Here is a 24,997-nt window from a genome sequence, read left to right as displayed (position 1 = left end):
GATACCCCACCCCGACGCAATCCATCGGCATGATGGCGACGAATATCTCCACATGGGAATCGAATACGAGAGCGTCGTCGAGCACCCGCTCGACGAGGTGTTCGGGTGGTACGCACGACCCGGCGCGATGAGGCGGCTGATCCCGCCGTGGCAGCCGATGAAGGCGATCGCGGAAGCCGAGTCGCTGGCCGACGGGCGCGCGGTGCTCGGGTTGCCGGGTGGTCTGCGCTGGATCGCCCAGCACGACCCGGACCGCTACGACCCGCCGCGCCGCTTCGTCGACGTGCTGTCCTCGGACGGGCCGGCCTCGTGGCCGCCGCGACTGGTCGGCCGGTGGACCCACGTTCACGAGTTCGGCGAGGCCCCCGGCGGCACCCGGGTGTACGACCGCATCGAGGCGCCGGTGCCGGCAGCGGCGCTGCGACCGATGTTCGTCTACCGCCACCGCCAGCTGGCCGACGACCTAGCGGCGCACCGCGACGCCGCCGACGCGGGGCTTGGCCCACTCACCATCGCGGTCAGCGGCGCCACGGGTCTGGTCGGGTCGGCGCTGACGGCGTTCCTGAGCACGGGAGGGCACCGGGTGGTCCGGCTCGTGCGACGGGCGGCGGCGAGCCCGGAAGAGCGGCAGTGGAACCCCGATCGTCCGGATCCCCGGCTGTTGACCGGGGCCGACGCGGTCGTGCACCTGGCGGGCGCGTCGATCGCCGGCCGGTTCACCGACGCCCACAAGGACGCCATCCGCGCCAGCCGTCTCGAACCGACCCGTCGGCTCGCCGAGGCGGCGGCGCGGGACGACGACGGACCGAGAATCTTCGTCAGCGCGTCGGCGGTCGGCATCTACGGTTTCGACCGCGGCGATGCGGCGCTGACCGAGGAAAGCGTGGTCGGCGACGGCTTCCTGGCCGAGGTGGTCCGGGACTGGGAGGCGGCGACGGCCCCGGCCGCCGAGGCGGGGCTGAGGGTCGTCACCGTCCGGACGGGGATCGTGCAGTCCGCGCGCGGGGGCACGCTGCGCCTGATGCGACCGTTGTTCGCCGCCGGCCTCGGTGGCCGGCTGGGCAGCGGCAGGCAGTGGCTGGCGTGGATCGCGCTCGACGACCTGCTCGACGTGTACCTCCGCGCCCTCTACGACGACCGGATGGCCGGTCCCGTCAACGCGGTGGCCCCACATCCGGTGCGCAACGCCGACTACACCAGGACGCTGGCGAGGGTGCTGCATCGTCCCGCCGTCGTGCCCGTTCCGTCGTTCGGGCCGCGACTACTGCTCGGGCCGCAGGGAGCCCGCGAACTCGCCGAAGCCAATCAGCGAGTGCTGCCCGCCGCATTGCAGGCGCTGGGCCACCGCTTCCGTCATCCATCGCTGGACGGTGCGCTCGCTCACGAGCTCGGGCACGGTTGACCGACCACGCGCGTCAGGAAACCGTGTACGAGACGCCGCACCTGGCTGGCCGCGTCGCGTGCGAATGCCGCTGTCTGAGAGCGTAATTCGTCGGGGGTCAGGCCGAGGGCGGCGACCTCGCCGATATCGTCGTCGGCCAGCCACCGGTCCAGCAGCTCGAGGTCGACTTCGGGGTGGAATTGCAGCGCGAGCGTGCGGCCGAGCTGGAACGCCTGGGATGCATTGGCGGTGCGGGCCAGTTCGGTGGCGCCGGGCGGCAGTGTCCAGCGGTCGTAGTGCCATTGGAACCATCGGCCGCCGGGCACCAGTTCCGGATCGGTGGACTCGACGTCATACCAACCGATCTCGGGTGACGGCGACCGTGAGACCGTTCCGCCCAAGCTCTGCGCCAGCAGTTGACCGCCGAAGCAGATGCCGAGGATCGCGATGCCCGCCTCGGCCGCGCGGCGCATCATCGCCATCTCCTCGCCGACCCACGTGCGGCGCAGCGCCTCGTCGTAGACGGGCCAGCGCGCGCCGAGGGGCACGAGGACGTCGTACTGGGTCGGGTCGGGGAACGTGACGTCGCCGGCGGGGGAGTGTGCGCGCTCATGGGGCACCACCTCGAAGGTGTGCACGTCGAAGCCCTCGTCGACGAACGCCTGGCCCAACAGTGCCTCGGTCGCGAGAGGGTCGTTGTAGAGGAACAGGACTCTTGCGGTCACGCGGCCCATTATTTCGCGCGTAGATCCAGCGTCGAGTGGGCATCCCACGGGGTGTCAGTCCTGGCCGAATGGTTCCTCACCGCCGGCGAACGCGGTAACCCCGATTGGGAGCTGCCGGCGTGGAGCGAGGGCAACCACGCCGAGGCTCTGATCCACGGCGCGTCGTACTTCGATCGTCTCGTCACCGAGGTGGAGGCACTCGGCGCCGGCGATCACCTGTTCTTCGCCGACTGGCGCGGTGACGCCGACCAGAGGTTGCGCGACAACGGCCCGACCGTCGCCGAACTGTTCCGCTCAGCCGCCGAGCGCGGCGTGCTCGTCAAAGGTCTGATGTGGCGGTCGTATCCGAATCGCTTGCAGTTCAACGAGGAGCAGAACCGTCACCTGGCCGAGACCATCGAGCGCGCCGGCGGGGAGGTGCTTCTCGATCAGCGGGTGCTGGTGGGCGGATCACATCATCAGCGGCTGGTGCTGCTCCGTCATCCCGAGGAACCGGAGCGTGATGTGGCGTTCATCGGAGGCATCGACCTGTGCCACTCGCGTCGCGACGACGCGTCGCACCGCGGTGACCCGCAGGCGGTGCAGATGTCGAAGCGGTACGGGGAGCGCCCGCCGTGGCACGACGTGCAGCTGCAGGTGCGCGGTCCGGTCATCGGTGCGCTGGACGTCACCTTCCGGGAGCGGTGGACGGCGCGCGCCCCGCTGGATCTGTTCAACCCGCTTGCGTGGCTCCGCGACAGGTTCGGGGGCGAGGAGCAGCGGCGACGCCCGCTACCGCAGCAACCGCCGGACCCGCCGGCCTGCGGACCGCACGCGGTGCAGGTGCTTCGCACCTACGGCGACGCCTTGATCCAGTACGAGTTCGCCAAGGAGGGCGAACGCAGCATCGCACGCGGCTACACGAAGGCGATTCGGCGCGCCAGGAGCCTGATCTATCTGGAGGACCAGTATCTGTGGTCCGAGGAGATCGCCAACCTCTTGGTCGAGGCGTTGACCAACAACCCCGAACTGCAGCTGGTGGCGGTCGTGCCGCGCTACTTCGATCTGGAAGGCGGTCTGGGCCGCCCGCCAACGCTGGTCGGACGTCAACTGGCCCTCGACGCGTGCCGCCGCGCAGCCCCCGACCGGGTGCACGTGTTCGATGTCGAAAACCACCAGGGCACACCGGTTTACGTGCACTCGAAGGTGTGCATCATCGATGACACCTGGGCCTGTATCGGCAGCGACAACTTCAACCGCCGGTCGTGGACGCATGACAGCGAACTGTCGTGCGCGGTGCTCGACGCCGACGACCGGTTCGCGCGCGATCTGCGGCTGCGGTTGCTGCGCGAGCATCTCGACCGGGCCGAGGACGGCAGCGAAGACGAGGGTCTGGTCGATCCGGTCGCCGCTGTCGACGAGATGATCGCGTGCGCACAGATTTTGGAGGAGTGGCATCGGTCGGGCCGCTCCGGGCCGCGACCACCGGGACGGCTGCGACCGCACGAGAGCGAACGGGTCGATCCCCTGACGCGGCTGTGGGCCGAACCCGCCTACCGGGTGATCTTCGACCCCGACGGTCGCTCGTACCGCGACCGGCTGTTGCGGCGGCGACCGTGAACGTCGAGGAGTGGTTCCTGAGCACCGAGGAGCGCGGAAATCCCGCGACGGACCTCCCGGCGTGGTGCGAGGGCAACCGCGTCGAACCGCTCGTGCACGGCTCGACGTATTTCGACCACCTCGCCACCGAGGTGGAGGCGCTCGCGCCGGGCGACTACGTGTTCTTCACCGACTGGCGTGGTGACCCCGACGAGAAGATGCGTGACGACGGTCCGACGGTTCGCGAGTTGTTCTGTCGCGCAGCCGAACGCGGTGTGGTGGTCAAGGGTCTGGTGTGGAGATCGCATCTCGATGAGCTCTCCTACAGCGAGGAGGAGAACCGCCACCTGGGCGAGCACATCGAGAAGGCCGGCGGCGAGGTCTTGTTGGACCAGCGGGTGCGGATCGGTGGTTCGCACCACCAGAAGCTGGTCGTGATCCGCCATCCCGGTACCCCGGAACGCGATGTGGCGTTCGCGGGAGGCATCGACCTGTGTCACTCGCGGCGCGACGACGCGTCGCATCGTGGGGACCCGCAGGCGATCGAGATGTCGCCGCGCTACGGCGACAATCCGCCGTGGCACGACGTGCAGCTGCGGCTGCAGGGCCCTGTCGTCGGCGCGCTGGACATGACGTTTCGCGAACGCTGGAACGACCCCGCGTCCCTGGACATGCTGAACCCGCTGGCCTGGTTGCGGGACAAGTTCAGCGGCGCGGACATGACCGCCGACGCGCTGCCGGAGCAACCGCCGGACCCGCCACCCTGCGGTCCGCACAGCGTGCAGGTGCTGCGGACCTACCCCGACGCCCACTTCACCTACGACTTCGCGCCGCACGGCGAGCGCAGCATCGCCCGCGCGTACAGCAAGGCGGTGCCACGGGCCCGTCGGCTGATTTACCTGGAGGACCAGTACCTGTGGTCCAAGCGGGTGGCCGACCTGTTCGCCGCCGCGCTACGGGCCAACCCCGAGCTGCATCTGGTCGCGGTGGTGCCGCGTTACCCCGATGTCGACGGCCGGCTGGCCCTGCCGCCCAATCAGGTCGGCCGGTGGCAGGCCATCGAGACGTGTCACCGTTCCGCACCGGACCGGGTGCACGTGTTCGACGTCGAGAACCACGAGGGCACACCGGTGTACGTACACGCCAAGGTGTGCGTGATCGACGATGTGTGGGCGTGTTCGGGTAGCGACAACTTCAACCGGAGATCGTGGACCCACGACAGCGAGTTATCCTGTGCGGTACTGGATTCCGATGGCGTATTCGCACGAGACTTCAGGCTCAAGCTGATGCGCGAGCACTTGGACCGCGCCGAGGACGGCAGCGAGGACGGCGGCCTTGCCGATCCGGTCACCGCGGTGTCCGAGATCGTCGAAACAGCAGAGGCGCTGGACGCGTGGTACGCAGGCGGGCGGCGAGGACCGAGACCGCCCGGCCGCTTGCGCCCGCACAAGGCCGAACGACTCGGGCTGCTGACGCGGTTGTGGGCCGAGCCCGTGTACCGGTTCATGTACGACCCGGACGGGCGGTCGTACAGAGACCGGCTGAAGGGACGGCTGTGACCGGGCTTCGCGGGTGAAATCTACGCGTTTGCGCTGATGTTTTGCCGATAGTCGGGCCGCATGCTGGCTAGCATGAGCGCACTCGAGTGGAGCGAACTTGGTGTGAGCGGACTGCCGACCGGAACGGTGACGTTGCTGCTGGCCGACGTCGAGGGGTCGACGCGGTTATGGGAGTCGCAGCCTGAGGAGATGCGGGCGGCGATCCGGCGACTCGACGCGATGCTGGCCGATCTCGTGGTCATGAACAACGGTGCCCGCCCCGTCGAGCAGGGGGAGGGCGACAGCTTCGTCCTGGCCTTCGCACGCGCCAGTGATGCGGTGGCGTGCGCGCTGGCGCTGCAGCAGGCGCCGCTGGCCCCGATCCGGCTGCGCATCGGCGTGCACACCGGCGAGATTCAGTTACGCGACGAGAGCAACTACATCGGGACGACCATTAATCGCACGGCACGGCTACGCGATCTGGCGCACGGCGGCCAAACGGTGCTCACGGGTGCGACCGAATCCATGGTCGTCGACTATCTGCCCGAGGGAGCGTGGCTGAGTGAGCTCGGCTCACACCCGCTACGAGACCTGCCCCGGCCCGAACGCGTTGTGCAGTTGTGTCACCCCGACATCCGCAACGACTTCCCGCCCCTGCGTACGGCCGAGGCCACGCTCCGACACGATCTGCCCGCGCAACTGACACGATTCATCGGACGCCGTAAACAGATCGGTGAGATCGGTGAGCTCCTGACCGGAAACCGGTTGGTGACGCTGACCGGTGCGGGTGGCGTGGGCAAGACGCGTTTGGCCGTGCAGATCGCGGATCGCACCGATCTGCCATCGGTCTGGTATGTGGACCTTGCGCCGATCAGCGACCCGGACCTCGTGCCCGTCGCCGTGCTGCGGGCGCTCGGGGTACCGGATCAGCCGGGTCGGTCGACGATGGACAGCAGCGTCGAGTTCATCGGCGAGCGTGCAGGTCTCGCGGTGCTCGACAACTGCGAACACCTGCTTGAGGTCAGTGCCGAGCTGATCACCACCCTCCTCGAGCGGTGTCCGGCGCTGCGGCTACTGGCCACCAGCCGTGAACCGATCGGCGTCGAGGGTGAGCTCGTCTGGCGGGTGGCTTCGCTGGCGATCGACGACGAGGCGGTCGAGCTGTTCGTCGACCGCGCCCGGCACGTTCAGTCGGATTTCACTCCCACGGACGACGAACTCGCGGTCATCGGCGAGATCTGCCGGCGCCTGGACGGCATGCCGCTGGCGATCGAATTGGCCGCCGCCCGGGTGCGCGCCCTGTCGGTGCGGGAGATCCTCGACGGCCTGCACGACAGGTTCCGTCTGTTGACGGGCGGATCACGAAAAGTGGTGCGCCGCCAGCAGACTCTGAAGGCGTCCGTGGACTGGTCACATCAGATGTTGACCGAACCCGAACGCGTCGTCTTCCGGCGCCTGGCGGCGTTCGCAGGGGACTTCGACCTCGATGCCGCGCAGGCAGTGGCCACGGGCGGAGAAGTCGAGCGCTTCCAGGTGTTGGATCTGCTCATGCTGCTGGTGGACAAATCGCTGGTGCTGGCCGAAAGTTCGAGTGGGCGAGTGCGTTACCGGCTGCTCGAAACGGTCCGGCAGTACGCATTGGATAAGCTCGGCGAGTCCGGCGAAGCCGATACCGTCCGGAGTCGGCACCGGGATCACTACACTTCGATGACGGCAGAGATCGACGCGCCGGGGTGTGCTGATTACGAACGCCTCATCTCACAGGCGGAGATCGAAATCGACAATCTCCGTTCCGCGTTCGCGTGGAGCCTCGAGAGGCAGGATGTCGACGCGGCGCTGCGGTTCGCGAGTTCGCTGCAACCGCTGTGGCTCATGCGTGGGCGAGTGCAGGAAGGGTTGTCCTGGTTCAACGCCGCACTGAACGATCCGGCACTCGACGGAGGGCGCGATGTCGCGGCGCGGCTCAGCGCGGTGGCCGACCGGGCGGTGCTCCACGCGTGGGCGGTCACGGTCGGTGTCACGGAGGATCTCGAGCAGGCCTTGGCCACAGCGCGGGAGCTCGACAACCCCCCCTTGCTGCTTCGGGTTCTGGTGTCGTGCATAGGCGCGGCCGCGTTCGATGCGCAGGCGGCCTATCCGTACATGGACGAAGCTCTCGAGCTGGCACGGCGATTGGACGACCGGTGGCGGCTCTGCCAGATCCTCGGTTGGAGGGCCTTCATTTTCATCCTTCTCGGAGACCCTGTTCCGGCTCGTGCGGCCGGCGAGGAAGGACAGTCGCTGGCCGACGCCATCGGCGACGTGTTCATGTCGCGGATGAATCGTTACTGGGGCCCCGCGATGGCGACCTACCAGATGGGTGACTTGAAGGAGGGCACGGCTCTTCTGCATGCGCTTGCCGCGGAGGCGGATGCATCCGGGGACGTCATCCACGGCTACCTTGCGCGCGTCGGCCTCGCGCATGCTTATGTCTGGCTGGGCGATCCCGCCGCGGGGCGACGCTACGCCGAGGCGGCCATCGAAGCCGCGACTACGCTCGGCCCGTTTCTCGAGCCGTGGGCGTACGCACCGCTGGCTTTCGCCATCCTCGCGGAGGGAGACGTGAAAGCGGCTGCCGACGCGTGCGATTGGGCGTGGCAGCGCATCAACGCGCAGCCCGAAACGGCGATCACGAACGTCATCCCGTCGGCGGAGCTCGAACTCGCCAAAGGTGATCTGCGGGCCGCCAGGGAATATGCCGACACCGACGTGTCGGTGATGCAGGGTTGGCACCTGGCACGTGCCCTGGTGAATCGCACGCGCATCGCCTTGGCGCAGGGTGAACTGGCACAGGCCGATGAAGATGTGCGTCGGGCGCTCGACTGTATGGCCGGTCATCGGTCCTACCAAATCGCGCCGGATACCTTCGAGGTGCTCGGCGAGTTGACTTATGCGGCCTGTGATCACCGCAACTCGGCGCGGTTCCTCGGCGCCGCCGACGCCATGCGCAAACGCATGGGGCTGGTGCGGCTCCGGGTGCACGGCGCGACGTACGCCGCAACGGTGTCGTCGCTCAGGGAGGCCCTCGGCGAGAACGACTTCGAGACCTTGTGGGACGAAGGGACCGCGCTGTCCCTCGAGGAGGCCGTCGCGTATGCACAGCGTGGGCGCGGTGAGCGCAAGCGGCCGTCGAGCGGCTGGGCCTCGTTGACGCCGACCGAGCTCGGTGTGGTCCGGTTGGTCGCCGAGGGGCTCGGCAATAAGGACATCGCCGCACGGCTTTTCGTGTCCCATCGGACGGTGCAGACGCACCTGACCCACGTCTACACCAAGCTGGGACTGGCGTCGCGCGTGCAGCTGGCCCAGGAGGCCGCTCGGCACGCCTAGTATCGCCGTATGACAGTCGTTCTGGTGCACGGCAATCCGGAGACTGATGCGATATGGGGTCCTTTGGTCGACGCGCTCGGCCGCGATGACGTGGTGCGGCTCTCCCCACCCGGCTTCGGCGCACCGCTTCCCGACGATTTCGGAGCGACGTACCTCGACTACCGCGATTGGCTCGAGCGCGAGTTGGAGCGATTCGGCGAACCGGTCGATCTTGTCGGACACGACTGGGGCGGCGGTCACGTCGTCAACGCGGCGATGCACCGCCCCGACCTCCTGCGCACCTGGGCCAGCGACGTCGTGGGGCTGTTCGATGCCGACTACATCTGGCACGACCTCGCCCAGGTGTGGCAGACGCCCGGAGCCGGTGAGGAACTGGTCGAAGCGATGATGGGCGGCTCATTCGAGGATCGGACGGCGCGGATGGCCGAGCTGGGCCTTCCTGCCGATATCGCCGCATCGCTTGCCGAGGCGCAGGGAACCGATATGGGACGAGCGATCCTCGCGCTGTACCGCTCTGCGGCCCAGCCGGTTCTGTCCGAGGCGGGTCGCGAGCTCGAGAAGGCCGCCGCCCGTCCGGGGTTGTCGTTTCTCGCGACGGAGGACACGTACGTGGGCACCCAGGACATGCGCCGGCGGGCGGCGGCGCGAGCGGGCGCGCGCACAGAGGTTCTCGACGGCTTGGGGCACTGGTGGATGGTGCAGGATCCCGCACGCGGAGCCGAGGTGCTCACCCGATTCTGGGAGGCGGCCGGCTGACGGTCGAGAACGTCGTCTCCCTCGGACCGACGTGTCGAACGGCCCGTCGCTGTTGATTTCCTCGTTCCGGGTCAATCTTCGGAGCCAGACGACCCGCATGCTTAGCGTGTAGGGATGACATCAACCGAAAGCGTTCATCCCGCGACGTCGATGCCCGCGTCGCGCAAGGTGTTGTGCGTCGTGTACGCGCTCATCGCCGTGGCCGCGCTCGTCGCGACGTGGACTCAGACCATCGCATACACCGGCAGCGGCGCCGCCTTCTTCGGAACCTTCTGGCAGGACACCAGGGTCAATGCCGCCTCGCGCAATCTCACCGCCGACGCCCTCATGCTCAGTGTGTCCGTTGTCATCCTGATGGTTGTCGAAGCCAGGAAGTACGCCGTGCGATTCGTGTGGCTCTACGTGGTTGGAGGCGTTTTCATCGCCATCAGTGTGGTGGTTCCGCTCTTTCTCATCGCTCGTGAGATTCGGATTGGCGCCTCGGAGCCCCTGCGTCTTCGCCCGCTCGACCTGATACTGCTGGTGGTCGCCGGCATCGGGGCTCTGAGCCTGACCGCCTGGGTCGACATGGGTTGACCTCCTGCGGCAAGGGTCTGGAAGCTCGTAACCCACGCCACATTTGTTTCGGGCACGTTTCCAGCGATTGGAATGGGTCGCGCCAGCCATGTGAGCGGGAGTTGACCTCTCGGTCACGGACGTGCAACGGCTACGGAATGGCCGCCCGACATGGTGATGCGTGTGAAGACTCTGAGCCGCAGCCGCACCATCGACAACTGGGACGCCGAGGACGTCGAGGCCTGGGAATCCGGTGGCAAGAAGATCGCCAAGCGGAACCTGATCTGGTCGATCTTCGCTGAGCACGTCGGATTCTCGGTGTGGTCGATCTGGTCGGTGATGGTGCTGTTCATGCCGCAGGACGTCTACGGCATCGACGCGGCGGGCAAGTTCTACCTCGTCGCCATGCCCACCCTGGTCGGCGCATTCATGCGGATCCCCTACACCATCGCCCCCGCGCGGTTCGGTGGGCGCAACTGGACCATCGTCAGCGCCCTGCTGCTGTTGATCCCCACCGTGCTGACGCTGTGGGTGATGAACAACCCCGGCACGTCCTACACCACCTTCATGGTCGTGGCCGCGGTCGCCGGAGTCGGCGGCGGCAACTTCGCGTCGTCGATGACCAACATCAACGCGTTCTATCCGCAGCGGCTCAAGGGATGGGCGCTCGGCCTGAACGCCGGCGGCGGCAACATCGGGGTACCGGTGATCCAGCTGGTCGGGCTTCTGGTGATCGCCACCGTCAGCAACACCGCACCCGAAATCGTCTGCGCCATCTACCTTGTCCTGATCGCGTTGGCCGCGCTGGGGGCGGCGCTGTTCATGGACAACCTCGGCAATCAGCGGTCGAACCTGGGCGCCATGGCAGAAGCGTTGCGGTTCAAGCACTCCTGGGTGATGAGCTTTCTCTACATCGGCACGTTCGGCTCGTTCATCGGGTTCTCGTTCGCCTTCGGGCAGGTGCTGCAGATAAACTTCCTCGCCGGCGGCGACACCCCCGCGCAGGCTTCGCTGCACGCCGCTCAGATCGCGTTCATCGGCCCGCTTCTGGGTTCGATCTCGCGTCCGTTCGGAGGCAAGCTGTCCGACCGGGTCGGCGGGGGCAGGGTCACCCTCTACACCTTCATCGCGATGATCTTCGCCGCCGGAATCCTGGTGGCGGCCGGCGTTCTCGACGACGGTGTGGCGGGGGCGGCCACCAGCGGGCAGATGGCCGCCTACGTAACCGGTTTCATCCTGCTGTTCGTCTTGTCGGGCATCGGCAACGGCTCGACCTACAAGATGATCCCGTCGATCTTCGAGGCCAAGGCCCAGGGGCGCGACGAATGGAGCCGCGAGGACAAGGCCGCCTGGTCGCGCAGCATGTCCGGCGCGCTGATCGGCTTCGCCGGTGCGGTCGGCGCCCTCGGCGGCGTGTTCATCAACGTCGTCTTGCGCGCGTCGTACGTCAGCGACGCCAAGTCCGCCACCAACGCGTTCTGGGTGTTCCTCGGCTTCTACGTGATCTGCGCGATCGTCACGTGGTTCGTGTTCCTGCGCATGCAGACCTCGCGGGCCGGCGCCGGCGAGCAGGTCGGCCGCGTCGCTTCACCGGTGCCCGCCTGACGCCCATGGTGACTCGGACGGCGTGTTCGTACTGCGGCGTGGGCTGCGGTATCGAGGTGCACACCACCACCGATCGGCAGACCGGTAACCCGGTGATCGCGCGGGTGTCCGGGGACAAGCTGCATCCGGCCAACTTCGGCAGGCTGTGCACCAAGGGCGCCACCCACGCCGACTTGATGCGCGCCGCAGACGGCCGGTTGACCTCGGCGATGCTGCGGCCCAGCCGCGACGAGGAACTGGTCCCCACACCCGTCGACGACGCCGTCGCCGAGGCGGGCCGACGGCTGCGGGAGATCGTCGAGCAGCACGGTCCCGACGCGGTGGCGCTGTACGTGTCGGGCCAGATGTCCATCGAGGCGCAGTACCTCGCGACCAAACTGGCCAAAGGGTTCCTGCGGACGGTCCACATCGAGTCGAACTCACGGCTGTGCATGGCCAGCGCCGGAACCGGCTTCAAACAATCACTGGGTGCCGACGGCCCACCTGGCTCGTACGCCGACTTCGATTGCACCGACCTGTTTTTCGTCATCGGTTCCAACATGGCCGACTGTCATCCCATCCTCTACCTGCGCATGGCCGACCGGCTCAAGGCAGGCGCCAAGCTGATCGTCGTCGACCCCCGCCGCACCACGACCGCCGAACACGCCGACCTGTTCCTGCAGATCAAGCCGGGAACCGATCTCGCGCTGCTGAACGGGCTGCTGCACCTGTTGGTCGAAAACGGCGACATCGACCGCGATTTCATCGACCAGCACACCGAGGGTTGGGAGGCGATGCCGGCGTTCCTCGCCGACTACACACCCGAAAAGGTCGCCCGTATAACGGGCCTGGCGGAGGCCGACATCCGGCTCGCCGCACAGATGATCGCCGACGCGGGGGAGTGGCTGAGCTGCTGGACGATGGGGCTCAACCAGAGCACTCACGGGACCTGGAACACGAACGCGATCTGCAACCTGCATCTGGCCACGGGTGCGATCTGCCGACCGGGCAGCGGACCGATGTCGCTGACGGGACAGCCCAACGCGATGGGCGGACGCGAAATGGGCTATATGGGTCCGGGGCTGCCGGGCCAGCGCTCGGTGACCTCGGCGCAGGACCGCGCATTCGTCGAGAAGCAGTGGGGCGTGGCCCCCGGCACGATCCGTGCGGACGTCGGCCCAGGCACCGTCGACATGTTCCGACAACTCGCCGACGGCGACATCAAAGCATGCTGGATCATCTGCACCAATCCCGTTGCCAGCGTGGCCAACCGGTCGACGGTCATCGACGGGTTACGGGCCGCCGAACTCGTCGTCACCCAGGACACCTACAGCGCGACGGCCACCAACACCTACGCCGACATCGTGCTGCCCGCCGCGATGTGGGCCGAATCCGACGCGGTGATGGTCAATTCCGAACGCAACCTCACGCTGCTGCAGCAGTCGATTCCGGCGCCGGGGCAGGCCAGACCCGACTGGCAGCTGATCTGTCAGGTGGCGAACCACATGGGTTTCGGCGAGCACTTCGCCTACACCTCCAGCGAGCAGATCTTCGACGAGATCCGACAATTCTGGAACCCCAAGACCGGCTACGACATTCGCGGTGCCAGCTACGCGCGCCTGCGGGAAACCCCGCTGCAGTGGCCGTGTCCGCCGGACGACCAGTCTGATCGCCACCCGATCCGCTACGTCAACGACGGCGTCAGCCAGGAGTACTTCGTCGACGAGCGCGGGCAGGCGCCGCGACTGGCCTTCCCGACCCCGTCGCGGCGGGCGATCTTTCACGCCCGCCCGCACATGGACGCGCGGGAACTGCCGGACGACGACTACCCGATGGTGCTCAACACCGGGCGGCTGCAACACCAGTGGCACACCATGACCAAGACGGGACGCGTCGAGTCGCTCAACAAGCTAACCGGCGAGCCGTTCGTCGAGGTGCATCCCGAGGACGCGCTGCGGCTGGGTATCGAGAACGGGCGACCCGTCGAGCTGACGACGCGGCGCGGGGGCGCGGTACTGACCGCCGTCGTCACCGAACGCGTACGGCAGGGAAGCTGTTTCGCGCCGTTCCACTGGAACGACGAGCACGGCCAGAACCTCACCGTCAACGCGTTGACCAACGACGCGGTCGATCCCGACTCGCTGCAGCCCGAGTTCAAGGTGTGCGCGGTCGACCTGCGACCGGTCGCGTCCCCGACGCTCACCGAGCAGGAAACTCTCTACGTGTCAGGCTTTTTCAGCGGACTGGCGGAGGCCGGGGCCGATGTTCCGGTGCTGCCCGATTCGGCGCCCGTGTGCACCGAGGTGCGACAGTGGATCAACGGGCTGCTCGCTGGACAGGCCCAGCGCTCCTCCGAAGAACCGGCCACTCGACCAGAACTCGACGACGGACCGCTCGTGCTGTGGGCCTCGCAGACCGGCAACGCCGAGGACTTCGCCTCGCGGCTGGCTCAGCGTCTCGGCAACGCCCAGTTGGTGAACATGGACGATCTCGCGCCGACCGCCCTCGCGGCGGCTCGTGACGTGCTCGTGGTCACGAGCACCTTCGGTGACGGCGGACCGCCCGACAACGGCGCGAGCTTCTGGCAGCGGCTGCAGTCCTCGGAGGCGACGCCGTTGACTGGCGTGCGATATGCGGTCCTGGGTATCGGTGACCGGTCCTACGACGACTTCTGCGGACACGCCAGGGCCGTCGACACCAGGCTGGCGGACCTCGGCGCCGTCCGGCTGCTCGAACGCGCCGACTGCGAGGCCTACGACGACGAGCGGATGCGACGCTGGGCCGACGATGTCACCGCACTGCTCACCCCCGGCATCGACACGTCGCCGCCCAGGGGTGGCGTCACGACGCTCGCGCGGCCCGCCACCGTCACCGAGCCGTTCACCCGCGCGCGCCCCCTCGTCGTGCCGCTGTCCCGCAACGTGGTGCTCACCGGACCGGCATCGCGAAAAGAAGTGCGGCAGTTCGGTTTCGACATCTCCGAGCATGACGTCACGTATTCCGCGGGCGATTCGCTGGGAGTGTGCGCCACCAACGACCCCGCGACGGTCGACGCGTGGCTGGCGGCCACCGGTATGCCTCCGCAGCACGCCGTCGAGGTCGACGGCGCCGAACAGACCTTGCGCGACGCGCTCATCACGCACTTCGACTTCTGTCGCGTCACTCCCGACTTGGTGCGCTTCATCGCCGAGCACAGCCGCGACGCCAAGGCGCTGCGGGCGCCCAAGGCCAAGCTGGACAAGTGGCTGGCCGGCCGCAACGGGCTCGACCTCGTTCAGGAGTTCGTCGTGCACGCCGATCCTGACGAGTGGCGCGAGGTGCTGGTCCGGTTGACCCCGCGCAGCTATTCGATCTCGTCGAGCCCGCTGGTCAGCCCGCACGAGGTGCAGCTGACGGTGTCGGTGGTGCGCTACCGCGGCGCCGACGGTGGCCGGCGCGGCGGCGTCTGCTCGACCTTCCTGGCCGACCGCGCGTCGTCGGTGCCGGTTTTCGTGCAGCGCTCACCGCACTTCCGCCCGCCGGAGGACGGCTCGGTGCCGATGATCATGGTGGGTCCCGGCACGGGCGTCGCACCGTTTCGCGGCTTCCTGCAGGAGCGACGGGCCCTCGGCCACCGGGGCCGCAACTGGTTGTTCTTCGGTGAGCAGCACCGCGCTCAGAACTACTACTACCGCGACGATTTCGAGGACATGGCCCGCGACGGCCTGCTCGACCGATTGGACCTCGCGTTCTCCCGCGACCAGGCCTCGCGGGTGTACGTCCAGCACCGGATGCTCGACCGGGGTGACGAGCTGTGGCGCTGGCTCGACGACGGCGCGCACTTCTACGTCTGCGGCGACGCCACCCGCATGGCCAAGGACGTCGACACCGCTTTGACCACGATCATCGAGCGGCACGGCGGGATGTCGCACGAACAGGCCCACGACTACAAACGCGAACTGGTCGCGGCCAAGCGCTACGTGCGCGACGTGTACTGAGTCATCTCAGCGGTCCGGGGATCGCGAAAACTGGATGGGTGACCGGCGTTACGCGGATAATGACGAGTCGTGAATCGCTGTATTCATGCTGTGGCTATGAGTGCTGCCGTGATGACCGCAGCGGCGTTACTGGGAACGGCTTGCGGCACAACGACTCAGAAGCCCCCCGACGCTTTCACGGTGGCGGGCATGCAAGTCGCCGATGGACCCTCGGGGTTGAGGGCTGGGGCGCCCGAGCCCTCGCGCACGGTGGCCAACACCGACGGCGGACCAATCGACATGCTCGCGCTTCAATCCGTCAGCGACGTCGAGGACTACTGGAAGGGTGCTTTCACCGATGCGTTTTCCGCGAGGTTCAGCCCCGTCCGCAAGCTTCTGTCATGGGATGCCGACCGTCCCGACAAGACCACGTTCTGCGGTGAGGCCACCTCGGGTTTGGTCAACGCCGCATTCTGCCCGCCGGACAGCTCGATCGGCTGGGACCGCGGCGTGCTGCTGCCGTCGCTTCGTGAGTCCTACGGCGAGATGGCGGTGGCCATGGTGCTGGCCCACGAGTACGGCCACTCCGTGCAATACCAGGCCGAACTGAACCGACCCAACACACCGACGCTGATCGCCGAGCAGCAGGCCGACTGTTTCGCGGGATCCTATATGCGGTGGGTGGCCGAGGGGAATTCGCGCCGCTTCAAGTTGTCCACCGGCGACGGGCTCAATGCCCTTCTCGCCAGTGTGATTTCGTTTCGAGACCCGCTGTTCAAGCGCAACGGGGCGCGCTCGGGCGGCGGCGAACACGGGTCGGCTTTCGAGCGAGTCTCGGCATTCCAGTTCGGATTCGCCGATGGACCAGAGACATGTAAGGGGATCGACGTGGAAGAGGTTCGCCAGCGACGTGGCGACCTCCCAGTGGCGCTGCAGCGCGGTGAGACCGGCAACTGGCCGGTTTCGCAGAATTCCGTGAAGTCCGTCATCGCAGCGATGAACAAATTGTTCGAGCCTGCCAGTCCGCCACGGCTCACCTTCGATCCGGCCGCGGCGAAAAGGTGCCCCGACGCCCGGCCGACACCACCTGCTTCGTTCTGCCCGGCAACCAACACCATCGCGGTCGATCTCGCGGCGCTCAAGAAACTGGGCGCCACCAGCGAGGGTCCGACCGGGCTGACCGGTGACAACACCGCCTATTCGGTGTTGATATCGCGGTATGCGTTGGCCCTGCAGCAGGAGTTCGGAATACCCCTGGACACCGCCGAGACCGGTTTGCGGACGGCCTGCCTGACCGGTGTCGCCACGAGGAAGCTCAGTCAACAGGTGAACACACCCGACGGAAACACCGTCGCCTTGACGGCAGGCGACCTAGACGAAGCCGTCGCCGGCCTGCTCACGAACGGCTTAGCAGCCAGTGACGCCAACGGAGAGTCCGCGCCTGCAGGCTTTGCTCGCATCGACGCGTTCCGCACCGGCGTGCTGAGCGATCAGGACCACTGTCTAGAACGGTTCCCCTGACCGACCGTCGACACCGGTCTCCATGGCCGCTTCAAGCTGATCAGTCTCATGATCAGTCTGGCCCCAATCTCAAACATTGACCGCGGCACGGGCTTAGACTTGACCGGCTCGACGCATCTTCTGGGGAGGGCGTTTTCGCGTTCCCGTCGTGGGTGATCCGGACGTGGGCCGTACGCCGCGTCCGTAACGTGCCTGGTCGAAACCAGAGGGGATTGGCAGCGATGAAAGCATTTGTCATGAAAGAAATCGGCGCTGTCGGCTTCATGGAAAAGCCGGTGCCCACGCCAGGCCCCAACGACGCGATTGTGCAGACCCGTGCAGCGCTAATCTGTACATCTGACTCACACACTGTCAGCGGCGGCGTGGGCCCGCGAAAAAACTTGACGCTCGGCCACGAGGCGGTCGGCGTCGTCTCCGAGATCGGAAGTGCCGTAGAGAACTTTCGCCCCGGCGATCGGGTACTCGTCGGTGCGATCACTCCGAATTGGGGAGATCTCGCCTCACAAGGTGGGCACTCATCACAATCTGGAGCTCCACTCGGCGGCTGGAAGTTCTCGAACACGAAGGATGGAGTCTTCGCCGAGTACTTTCACGTCAACGAGGCCGACGCCAACATGGCGAAGATCCCCGACACCATCTCCGATGAGACTGCGGTCTATTGCGCCGACATGCTCTCCACCGGGTTCATGGGTGCCGAACACGGCAACATCCCCATCGGAGGCACGGTGGCGGTTCTCGCCCAAGGGCCGGTGGGCCTGATGGCAACCGCCGGCGCCCGGCTGCGCGGGGCCGGACTCGTGATCGGAGTGGAATCGGTTGCCAGCCGCCAGCAATTGGCGCGCGAATACGGTGCCGACGCGATCGTGGACTTCTCCACCGAGGACGCGGCGGACCGGATCACGGAGTTGACCGACGGTCAGGGAGTCGACACCGCTATCGAGGCACTCGGCTCCGACGCCACCTTCCAGACCGCGGTCAAGGTCACCAAGCCCGGCGGGACGATTTCCAACATCGGCTACTTCGGCGATGGCGAATTCGTACACATCCCCCGCGTCGAATGGGGGGTCGGAATGGCGGACAAGACGATCGTGACAGGACTCTGCCCCGGCGGCCGGCTGCGTATGGAGCGACTACTGCGCGTGCTCGAGGCCAAGCGCCTCGACCCGACACTGATGACCACCCACAGATTTCATTTCGACGACATGGACCGAGCGTTCGAGGTCGCCGACAAGAAGCTCGAGGATGTGGTGAAGGTGCTAATCACCTTCTGAATACGCGACGATGACTGACATCGATCCCGGTTTGGGCCCGGCGTGACCGCCCACTTGCGACGGTGGCGTCGTTCCCGTGGGGCGCCCGGCCCCCTCGACCGGCTGGTGAGCGCGACACCGGAATCCCGAGACCGCATCGTCGACGCAGCCCGAGCACTCAGCATTGTGGTCGTCACGCTCTGGCATTGGACGCTTTCGGTCACCCATCGCACCGCTGACGGCGCTCTCGCGATGCCCAACCCGATTCACGCCGTGCCCGGTGGCTGGTTGGCCACCTGGGTGCTGCAAGTCATGCCGTTGTTCTTTCTGGTCGGTGGTTATGCGAACCTCGTCGGCTGGCAGCGCGCGAGGGCGAACGGAGTTTCCGGTTCACGGTTCGTCGTGGACCGGCTTCGCCGGTTGTTGGCGCCCACCGCGGTGTGGGCCGCGGTGTGGCTCGCCGGGGAGGCGATCGCCGCGATGCTTCCGGGACCACATCGCTGGATGTGGGAATGGTTCCCCGGTTACCTGGTGCCGCTGTGGTTCCTCGGCGTATACGGCCTGTTGATCGCTACCGTCCCGGTCACCGCGACCCTGCACGCCCGTTTCGGTTCCCGCGTCCTAGTGATGTTCGTCGGGCTGATCGCGGTCGGCAGCGTGCTCGGCCGCGGCGCAGGTTTGACCTGGGCCGAGTGGATGACCGTCCCTCTGGTGTGGTTGTTCTGCCACCAACTCGGCTTCGCCTGGCGGAGCTGGCAGCTCGGAACCAGGCCGGTGGCTCAGCGGCTGGCCGTTGCCGGGGCAGGCCTGCTGACGCTGGTGGTGCTGACGATGTTCGCCGGCTACCCACGATCAATGGTCGCCACGGTCGGTGAGACCGAGTCGAACATCTTCCCGACCAACGCCGCCATCGCGGCGCTCGCCGTTTTCCAGCTCGGACTGGTAGCGCTCATCACGCCGTCAGCCGCGCGCGTGTTGCGCCGACCCCGGGTGTGGAAGCCGGTGGTGGCGCTCAACGTGGTGGCGATCACCGTGTTCCTGTGGCACATGACCGCATACCTCGTCGTGGTGTGGGTCTACGAAGGCCTGGGCCACACGCTCCCTGTGGAGCCGACCGCCGACTGGTGGGCGCAGCGATGGCTCTGGCTGCTGGCACCGCTTGCCGTCCTCATGGTGTTGATCGCGGTGTTCGCCCCGGTCGAGACCAGGACCCGCAGGCCGCGCTCAAAGCCGAGCCGAGCCGGTGATTGACGATCGGCAAGCACCCTCCGGTGAGCCAATTCGATTGAGGGCCATGAAAGCATGGCCGCAGCGATTGAGTGTCCGAGGGGGGACTTGTCCGTCTACGACACGGGTCGTGGTCTGGCGATTGGGGCGCTGACCGCTTCGGTCAAGCACCGGTCCACCTTTTTCGCTCAATCGCGACGCCGAGGAGCTCGCCCATCGGGCGGCCAGCCGTCGGTACCGGACTCAAGCGGAATATTCAGAGATCGAAGCAGGATCGAAAAGAGCCGCCAATTGGCGATTGCTCCGACAAGTTCGACCAAAACCGCGTGATCGCTATTGAACGCCTTCTGGCACCCAGCCCAGTTTTCCTCGGAGATGACCCCGTCGCGTACCACATCATCGGTCGCTGCGAGGACCGCACGCTCGACTGGCCCGAGGCTTTCGGAATTCTGCCAGTCGCGCACCGCGAGGAGATCACGCTCAGGCACGCCGAGCAGTGTGGCGATTCGCCAATGTTGAGTCCATTCGTATTCGGAGCCAGTGATCCAGCCGATGCGCAAGATGACCAGCTCGCGTAGCCGCGCGTCAAGGGAACCGCGGAAGAGTAACGCGTCCAGCAGCCCATACAGCGCAACCGCCACACGCGGCTGATGAAGTGCCACGCGGAATACCGACAGCTCTGCCAACTCTTCGGGCAACCCACATTCGGCAGCTCGCAGCTGGGCCTGCTCACGGTCGAGCATCGGTACGCGTTCCGCCATGGTCACGGGTGGCCCTCTCTGTTGAACCTCTGCACCGCCGTTAGGGCGTGGGCAAAAAGACGTTGTGGAGCGCCCCACTTGATCGGGCACTTTCATCTGCAAGCGAAGTGAGCAGCTGTGCGAGCCCAGCGAATCCGGTTGATTCTCTGGTGATCCGGTCGAACGGCCAGCGGCCCATGGCGAGAATCTCGAGGGCTGCCCGGTAGGCGGGATACTCCACGCCGAGTGCGCCTACGACGTGTAATTCTTTATAGACCAACAAGTCTGGTTCAAACCGGGGCGCGCCGCCTCCTCCGCGGGTGCCGGCCACCACAATTGTGCCGCCGGGCCTGGCAAGGCCGACGGCATCGGCGAACGCGGAGGGTGCTTTGGCGGTGACGTCGACGACCACGTCGGCAAGCCGTCCGCCTGTCTCACGCTGAAGCGCGGTCGCTGCATCGTCCTGCGATACATCGATGGGCAGGTCGACACCGAATGATCTGGCGATGGCCAGTCGTTGTTAGTCGCGTGGGCCGACGCCGGTCATCGCGACGAACGCGGCTCCCGCCTCTTTGGCCGCCACCGCCGCACAGATTCCGCGGATGCCGGGCCCCAGGATCGCTACGACGTCCCCGGCCTTGGTGTCGGGAAGAGTCGCCCCCCATTGGATACCGGCCCCGAGAGGGTTGAACAACGTGGCGAGAACGGGGTCCATGTCTTCGGCAATCGGGAGCAGCATCGCGTCCCACGGAAGCTCCACATGGGTGGCGTATCCGCCCCATAAGCCCGCGCCGATCTCCACGTCGACGAACCCGAACATGGTGGCGATGCCGTTCACCGCGCACCGCCGGTATTCGCCGCGGCGGCACTCGGGGCAGTCTCGGCAGGACCGGAACACCTCAACGGCCACGCGCTGGCCGGCTTGTACACCCCAGCGTTGGCCGGCCGCAGCGCCGACATGTTCGACGATGCCGACGATTTCGTGCCCTGGAACGAATGAGAAGCCGGCAGGCAGGTGTCCGGTGAATTGTTCGTGATCTGTTCCGCACAGACCGCATGCTTCAACTCGCAGGATCGCACCCCGGTCGCCGACGTCGGGGATGATCATCTGGCGCCGCTGCAGACTCCGCGGTCCGGTCAGCACCATCGCCTCGGCGATCATGGAAGCTCGAATCCGGTGAACGACCCTGTGTTTCGGAGGCACACCGTTTTACCTACATACATTTCCCCGCCCATCGCCTCGGCAATCTGCGGATCGTCGCTGCGTGCGACGACTCTTCGCCCGTCGGACAGGTGCGCGATGATCGGAGTCCATCGAGGTTGCCCGTCTCGGTCGTAGACGACGGTGTATCCGTCCACTGTCGCGCAACCGGTCGCCTCGTCGACGCCTGCGACACCCAACCTCGATGAATCGATCTGAGCTTGCTCGACCGCCGTGTCGAGCAGTCGCCACCCGGTTGGTGGCGGGGTGGCCGACCACAGACCGACCGAATGCTTCGTCGAATACCACCCGAGGCCGGTGACGAGTCCGACATCGGTTGGGTCGCGTCTACACCGTCGGACCATCTCAACGATCGAGTGGCTGACGTAATTGTTTCCGGGACCGCCGTGATACGGCAGGCCTCCGGTTACTGTGAGGCCTCTGTCGTCGAGGGGGTCCAAGTCGAGAGCCTCGGCAGTCATCTCAATTGCCGACGGGAAGCAGGAGTAGAGATCGAACCACCGGATGTCGTCGATGGTCAACCGCCCCGCATTGAGAGCCTTCCGTGCCGCTACCTCGATACCCGATGAGCGACTGAGGTCCGGCCGTTCCACGGGGAAGTACACGTCGTTGCAAGTCGCTGCTGACCAGGGAAAGACCCAACGATCGCGCGCGACGCCCAATTCGTCCGCCACCTCGGCCGCCATGAGAATGAAGGCGGCAGCCATGTCGACGGACATGATGCTGTTGAGCAACTTGGGATAGGGCAAGCAGACCATGCGGTTTTCCGCGGTGACTTCGCTGAGTTCGGTGGCACTTCGTGCGCGTGGGAACCAGGCCTGTTCCGGATGGCGTGCCGCCTCGGCTGTGAACGGTGCCATCAGCGTGCCCAGCCACTCCCGTTGAGCATCGAAGTCGCGGCCGTGGCGCGCGGCGATCGCGGACTCGAAGATGGGATACACCTCGTGCGGCCAACTCAGACCCACCGACAATTCGGCTTGACTCAGCCCGGGGCGGGCGTCGCCCAGGGATTCGTCGCCGGAGCGGGGTGGGGGCGGCGAGTCGAGAAGTGCCCTGCCCTGAAGCTTGCGTGCGGAATGCCCGCTCTCCGCCCCGACGACCAGGACGACATCTGCACGGCCTTCGCGTATTTCGCCACCCAACACCTCGACGAGATACTGCGGGGTGTTTCCGCCGACGGGACAGCTGATGCGGCGGGCGGGACTGATGTGCATCGCTTCGGCGATCCTGCTGGCGGGATTGTCGCGCGGTATGACCAGGATGCCGGGAGTCGCGACGGTGTCGATGCGCCGCTCGACCGGGCGACCTGCGTCTTTGACCGCGCGGCGTGCGGCTTCTACCGCCAAGTCGATCGGGTCCACGAAGTCGTTCCCGCGATGGGTAACTTCGCCCACGCCGACGACAACCGGGGTACGCGCTTCTACCAACATCGGCATCGGCATCCGCTCAGGGCCACGGGGCTGACTTGAGACATAACTGCGATGGTGTCATGTGCGTGGGCAAGTCACAATGGTGTGCGCGCGCGGCATACTGGCTGTGTGTCGACGAGGTTGTTGAGATGGGGCGCCGCCGCGCCGACAGATCGTGGGTCCGCTCGCGACCGGTTGCTCGATGCTGCCGAGCGGTGCCTCGAGAGTTGCGGTGTGGTGGGCACGACTATGGAGGACATCGGCAGAACAGCGGGTGTGTCCAGGGCAACGGTGTATCGCTACTTCCCCAGTCGGGAGGCGGTGATGTCGGGCGTCATCATTCGCGCCGCCGAGCGCTATCTCGACCGCATCAGCCCGCGGATCGCGGCGCACGCCGACCTGGGCTCCGCGCTCGTCGACTTCGTGGAATACACGGTTGAGGCCGCGCGCCGCGAAGAGATCATCGGATTGTTGTTCGGCAGCGACGAGGAACTAGCCGGCGTGGGTCTCGCGGCGGGGACCTCGACGTCCCTCTTCGAAATCGTCACCGAATTTCTGCGTCCCATCTTCACCAGACACTGGAGTTGCGTGGAACCGGGCGTCTCCGTCGACGACGCCGCCGAGTGGGTTGTCCGCACGATACTGAGCCTGCTGACTGTTCGAGGGCCGCGGGAGCGCAGTCGTGACGGACTCCGGGCGTTTCTGTCGAGGTTTCTCCTTCCGGCGATCCTGGCGGGTGACCACGCTCGACCGATGTGACATCTATGGAGTAATGTCTCGACGGCAGATGAGGTAGGAGGGCCTGTGCAATTCACCACGTTCAACGAACAGGTCGCTGAGCAACTCAAGAGCGCAGCAGAAACCACGGGCGGGTTGGCCGGTTACCTCGGCTTCCGTCACACCGAATTCGCTGCGGGACGGCTCGTCGCGGAGATGGACGCACGCGACGACCTGAAGACGCCGTTCGGCAACCTGCATGGGGGCTGCTTATCGGCCATGGTCGACCACTGCCTCGGCGTGGTGTTTTATCCCGTGATTCCACTGGGATCTTGGGTCGCGACAACGGAGTTCAAACTGAATCTGCTTCGTCCGGTCTCCAGCGGCACCTGTGTAGCCACAGCTGAGATCATCGCGCTGGGCAGAACCAGCGGGGTGGCGCGGATCGACATCTGCAACGACGGCAGAGCGGTGTGTGCGGCCCAGGGAACCGTCACCGTCGTCGCACCGAAGACGAGCTCCTGATGTCGGCAAAGAGAACAGGCGATTCGTCGGCTCCTGTGGTCGAGCGCGTGCCCACGGCAGACGGGCTGGCGCTGGCCGTCGACCTCTACCACTGTGACGCACCGCGGGCGGTCGTGTTGCTCCTTCACGGCGGCGGTCAAAGCCGACACGCCTGGGACGTCACCGCCCAACGCCTGCACCAGCGGGGATACACGGTGGCCGCGTACGACACCAGGGGACACGGGGACAGCGACTGGGACCCCGACGGACGCTACGACATGGACCGGCTGGGGTCCGACCTATTGGCCGTGCGCTCATACGCCGATTCCGGCCGCCCCGTCGCCGCGATCGGCGCATCTCTGGGCGGGTTGACCATTCTCGGAACACACTTGCTCGCCCCGCCGGATCTATGGCAGGCCGTCGTGCTGGTTGACGTCACTCCGAGAATGGAGATGGACGGCGCCCGACGAGTCGTAGCGTTCATGTCGGCACACCCCGAAGGTTTCGACAGCCTAGAGTCGGCCGCTGACGTGATCGCCGCCTACAACCCGCACCGCCCTCGCCCCGAAAACCTCGACGGGCTCCGAAAAGTCCTCGCCCGTCGCGAAGACGGTCGCTGGTCCTGGCGATGGGATCCAGCCTTCGTGACGTCGAATTTCCAGTTCCTGCAGGGTGATCCAGACGAGGGCGCTGAGTACTTCGAGATGATGAGCGCCTTCCTTCTCGATGGTGCGCGGCAGGTGTCCGCGCCAACGCTGCTGGTCCGGGGCCTACTATCTGACATCGTCTCCGAAGAGACAGTAAGGCATTTCCTGACCGTCGTTCCGCACGCGCAAACCGTTGACGTGTCGGGCGCGGGACACATGATTGCCGGCGACAACAACGACGCATTCTCGACGGCGGTCGTCGAATTCCTCGACAGGACCATATGAACCCTGCTGTCGGTTGACTGCCCATGTAGGGCTGGC

17 protein-coding genes and 1 pseudogene are annotated in these 24,997 nt (G+C 66.5%); 14 read left to right on the top strand and 4 right to left on the bottom strand.

The window, feature by feature from the left end; genetic code table 11:
- Positions 1-52 precede the first annotated feature (52 nt).
- A complete protein-coding gene (locus tag A5790_RS08840) occupies positions 53-1,402 on the top strand; it encodes a TIGR01777 family oxidoreductase (protein ID WP_066842711.1) in 1,350 nt (449 codons plus the stop codon).
- Here the strand turns inward: A5790_RS08840 and A5790_RS08835 are convergent.
- Positions 1,381-2,115, bottom strand: a complete 735-nt coding sequence (locus A5790_RS08835; RefSeq protein WP_066842705.1) for a type 1 glutamine amidotransferase — start codon at positions 2,113-2,115, stop codon at positions 1,381-1,383. The genes A5790_RS08840 and A5790_RS08835 overlap by 22 nt on opposite strands.
- Before the next feature lie 42 nt (positions 2,116-2,157).
- Between A5790_RS08835 and A5790_RS08830 the strand changes: the two genes are divergently transcribed.
- The 10 genes from A5790_RS08830 (at position 2,158) to A5790_RS08785 (ending at position 19,461) form a co-directional block, all read left to right on the top strand.
- A complete protein-coding gene (locus A5790_RS08830) occupies positions 2,158-3,705 on the top strand; it encodes a phospholipase D-like domain-containing protein (RefSeq protein ID WP_066842704.1) in 1,548 nt (515 codons plus the stop codon).
- Positions 3,702-5,243 (top strand): phospholipase D-like domain-containing protein, encoded by a 1,542-nt coding sequence (locus A5790_RS08825; RefSeq protein WP_066842702.1) that lies wholly within the window; start codon positions 3,702-3,704, stop codon positions 5,241-5,243. Before A5790_RS08830 ends, A5790_RS08825 begins: the two co-directional genes overlap by 4 nt.
- Positions 5,244-5,315: 72 nt before the next feature.
- Positions 5,316-8,588: a LuxR C-terminal-related transcriptional regulator gene (locus A5790_RS08820; RefSeq protein ID WP_231987650.1), complete on the top strand. Its 3,273-nt coding sequence runs from the start codon at positions 5,316-5,318 to the stop codon at positions 8,586-8,588.
- A 9-nt stretch (positions 8,589-8,597) separates the two neighbouring features.
- Positions 8,598-9,344, top strand: a complete 747-nt coding sequence (locus A5790_RS08815) for an alpha/beta fold hydrolase (RefSeq protein ID WP_066842698.1) — start codon at positions 8,598-8,600, stop codon at positions 9,342-9,344.
- A gap of 114 nt (positions 9,345-9,458) precedes the next feature.
- The gene (locus tag A5790_RS08810) at positions 9,459-9,920 is read left to right on the top strand and encodes a DUF2834 domain-containing protein (RefSeq protein WP_066842696.1); all 462 of its coding nucleotides are present in this window, start codon (positions 9,459-9,461) and stop codon (positions 9,918-9,920) included.
- Positions 9,921-10,076: 156 nt separating this feature from the next.
- The gene (locus tag A5790_RS08805) at positions 10,077-11,504 is read left to right on the top strand and encodes a NarK/NasA family nitrate transporter (protein ID WP_082961640.1); all 1,428 of its coding nucleotides are present in this window, start codon (positions 10,077-10,079) and stop codon (positions 11,502-11,504) included.
- 5 nt (positions 11,505-11,509) lie between these two features.
- Positions 11,510-15,460, top strand: coding sequence for a bifunctional nitrate reductase/sulfite reductase flavoprotein subunit alpha (locus A5790_RS08800; RefSeq protein ID WP_197696744.1), 3,951 nt, complete (start codon positions 11,510-11,512; stop codon positions 15,458-15,460).
- A gap of 96 nt (positions 15,461-15,556) precedes the next feature.
- Entirely contained in the window at positions 15,557-16,960 is a 1,404-nt protein-coding gene (locus A5790_RS08795) for a neutral zinc metallopeptidase (RefSeq protein ID WP_066842692.1), read from the top strand.
- 221 nt (positions 16,961-17,181) lie between these two features.
- On the top strand, positions 17,182-18,231 hold the full coding sequence (locus tag A5790_RS08790) for an NAD(P)-dependent alcohol dehydrogenase (RefSeq protein WP_066842690.1): 1,050 nt from the start codon (positions 17,182-17,184) through the stop codon (positions 18,229-18,231).
- Between the two features lie 105 nt (positions 18,232-18,336).
- Entirely contained in the window at positions 18,337-19,461 is a 1,125-nt protein-coding gene (locus tag A5790_RS08785; RefSeq protein WP_197696743.1) for an acyltransferase, read from the top strand.
- Positions 19,462-19,625: 164 nt separating this feature from the next.
- On the opposite strand, the gene A5790_RS08780 is transcribed toward A5790_RS08785, so the two are convergent.
- The 3 genes and pseudogenes from A5790_RS08780 to A5790_RS08770 all read right to left on the bottom strand — a co-directional run bounded on the left by A5790_RS08780 (position 19,626) and on the right by A5790_RS08770 (position 22,829).
- On the bottom strand, positions 19,626-20,204 hold the full coding sequence (locus tag A5790_RS08780) for a carboxymuconolactone decarboxylase family protein (RefSeq protein ID WP_005086626.1): 579 nt from the start codon (positions 20,202-20,204) through the stop codon (positions 19,626-19,628).
- A 34-nt stretch (positions 20,205-20,238) separates the two neighbouring features.
- Positions 20,239-21,339, bottom strand: a pseudogene (locus tag A5790_RS08775) (zinc-binding dehydrogenase).
- A complete protein-coding gene (locus A5790_RS08770; RefSeq protein ID WP_005110545.1) occupies positions 21,336-22,829 on the bottom strand; it encodes an acetyl-CoA acetyltransferase in 1,494 nt (497 codons plus the stop codon). Before A5790_RS08770 ends, A5790_RS08775 begins: the two are co-directional and overlap by 4 nt.
- Before the next feature lie 84 nt (positions 22,830-22,913).
- Here A5790_RS08770 and A5790_RS08765 point away from each other — a divergent pair, with 84 nt between their 5' ends.
- Genes A5790_RS08765 through A5790_RS08755 form a run of 3 tightly spaced genes read left to right on the top strand, consistent with a single transcriptional unit; the run spans position 22,914 to position 24,961 of the window.
- Positions 22,914-23,567 (top strand): TetR/AcrR family transcriptional regulator, encoded by a 654-nt coding sequence (locus tag A5790_RS08765; protein ID WP_369816234.1) that lies wholly within the window; start codon positions 22,914-22,916, stop codon positions 23,565-23,567.
- A 45-nt stretch (positions 23,568-23,612) separates the two neighbouring features.
- Positions 23,613-24,050 (top strand): PaaI family thioesterase, encoded by a 438-nt coding sequence (locus tag A5790_RS08760; protein ID WP_005086620.1) that lies wholly within the window; start codon positions 23,613-23,615, stop codon positions 24,048-24,050.
- Entirely contained in the window at positions 24,050-24,961 is a 912-nt protein-coding gene (locus A5790_RS08755; protein ID WP_005086619.1) for an alpha/beta fold hydrolase, read from the top strand. Before A5790_RS08760 ends, A5790_RS08755 begins: the two co-directional genes overlap by 1 nt.
- The last annotated feature ends 36 nt before the right edge of the window (positions 24,962-24,997 follow it).

The organism is Mycobacterium sp. 852002-51152_SCH6134967, assembly GCF_001667105.1.
Taxonomy (GTDB): domain Bacteria; phylum Actinomycetota; class Actinomycetes; order Mycobacteriales; family Mycobacteriaceae; genus Mycobacterium; species Mycobacterium neumannii_A.
Note: the sequence above shows the minus strand (reverse complement) of the source record. Positions and strands in the feature narration are given on the sequence as shown.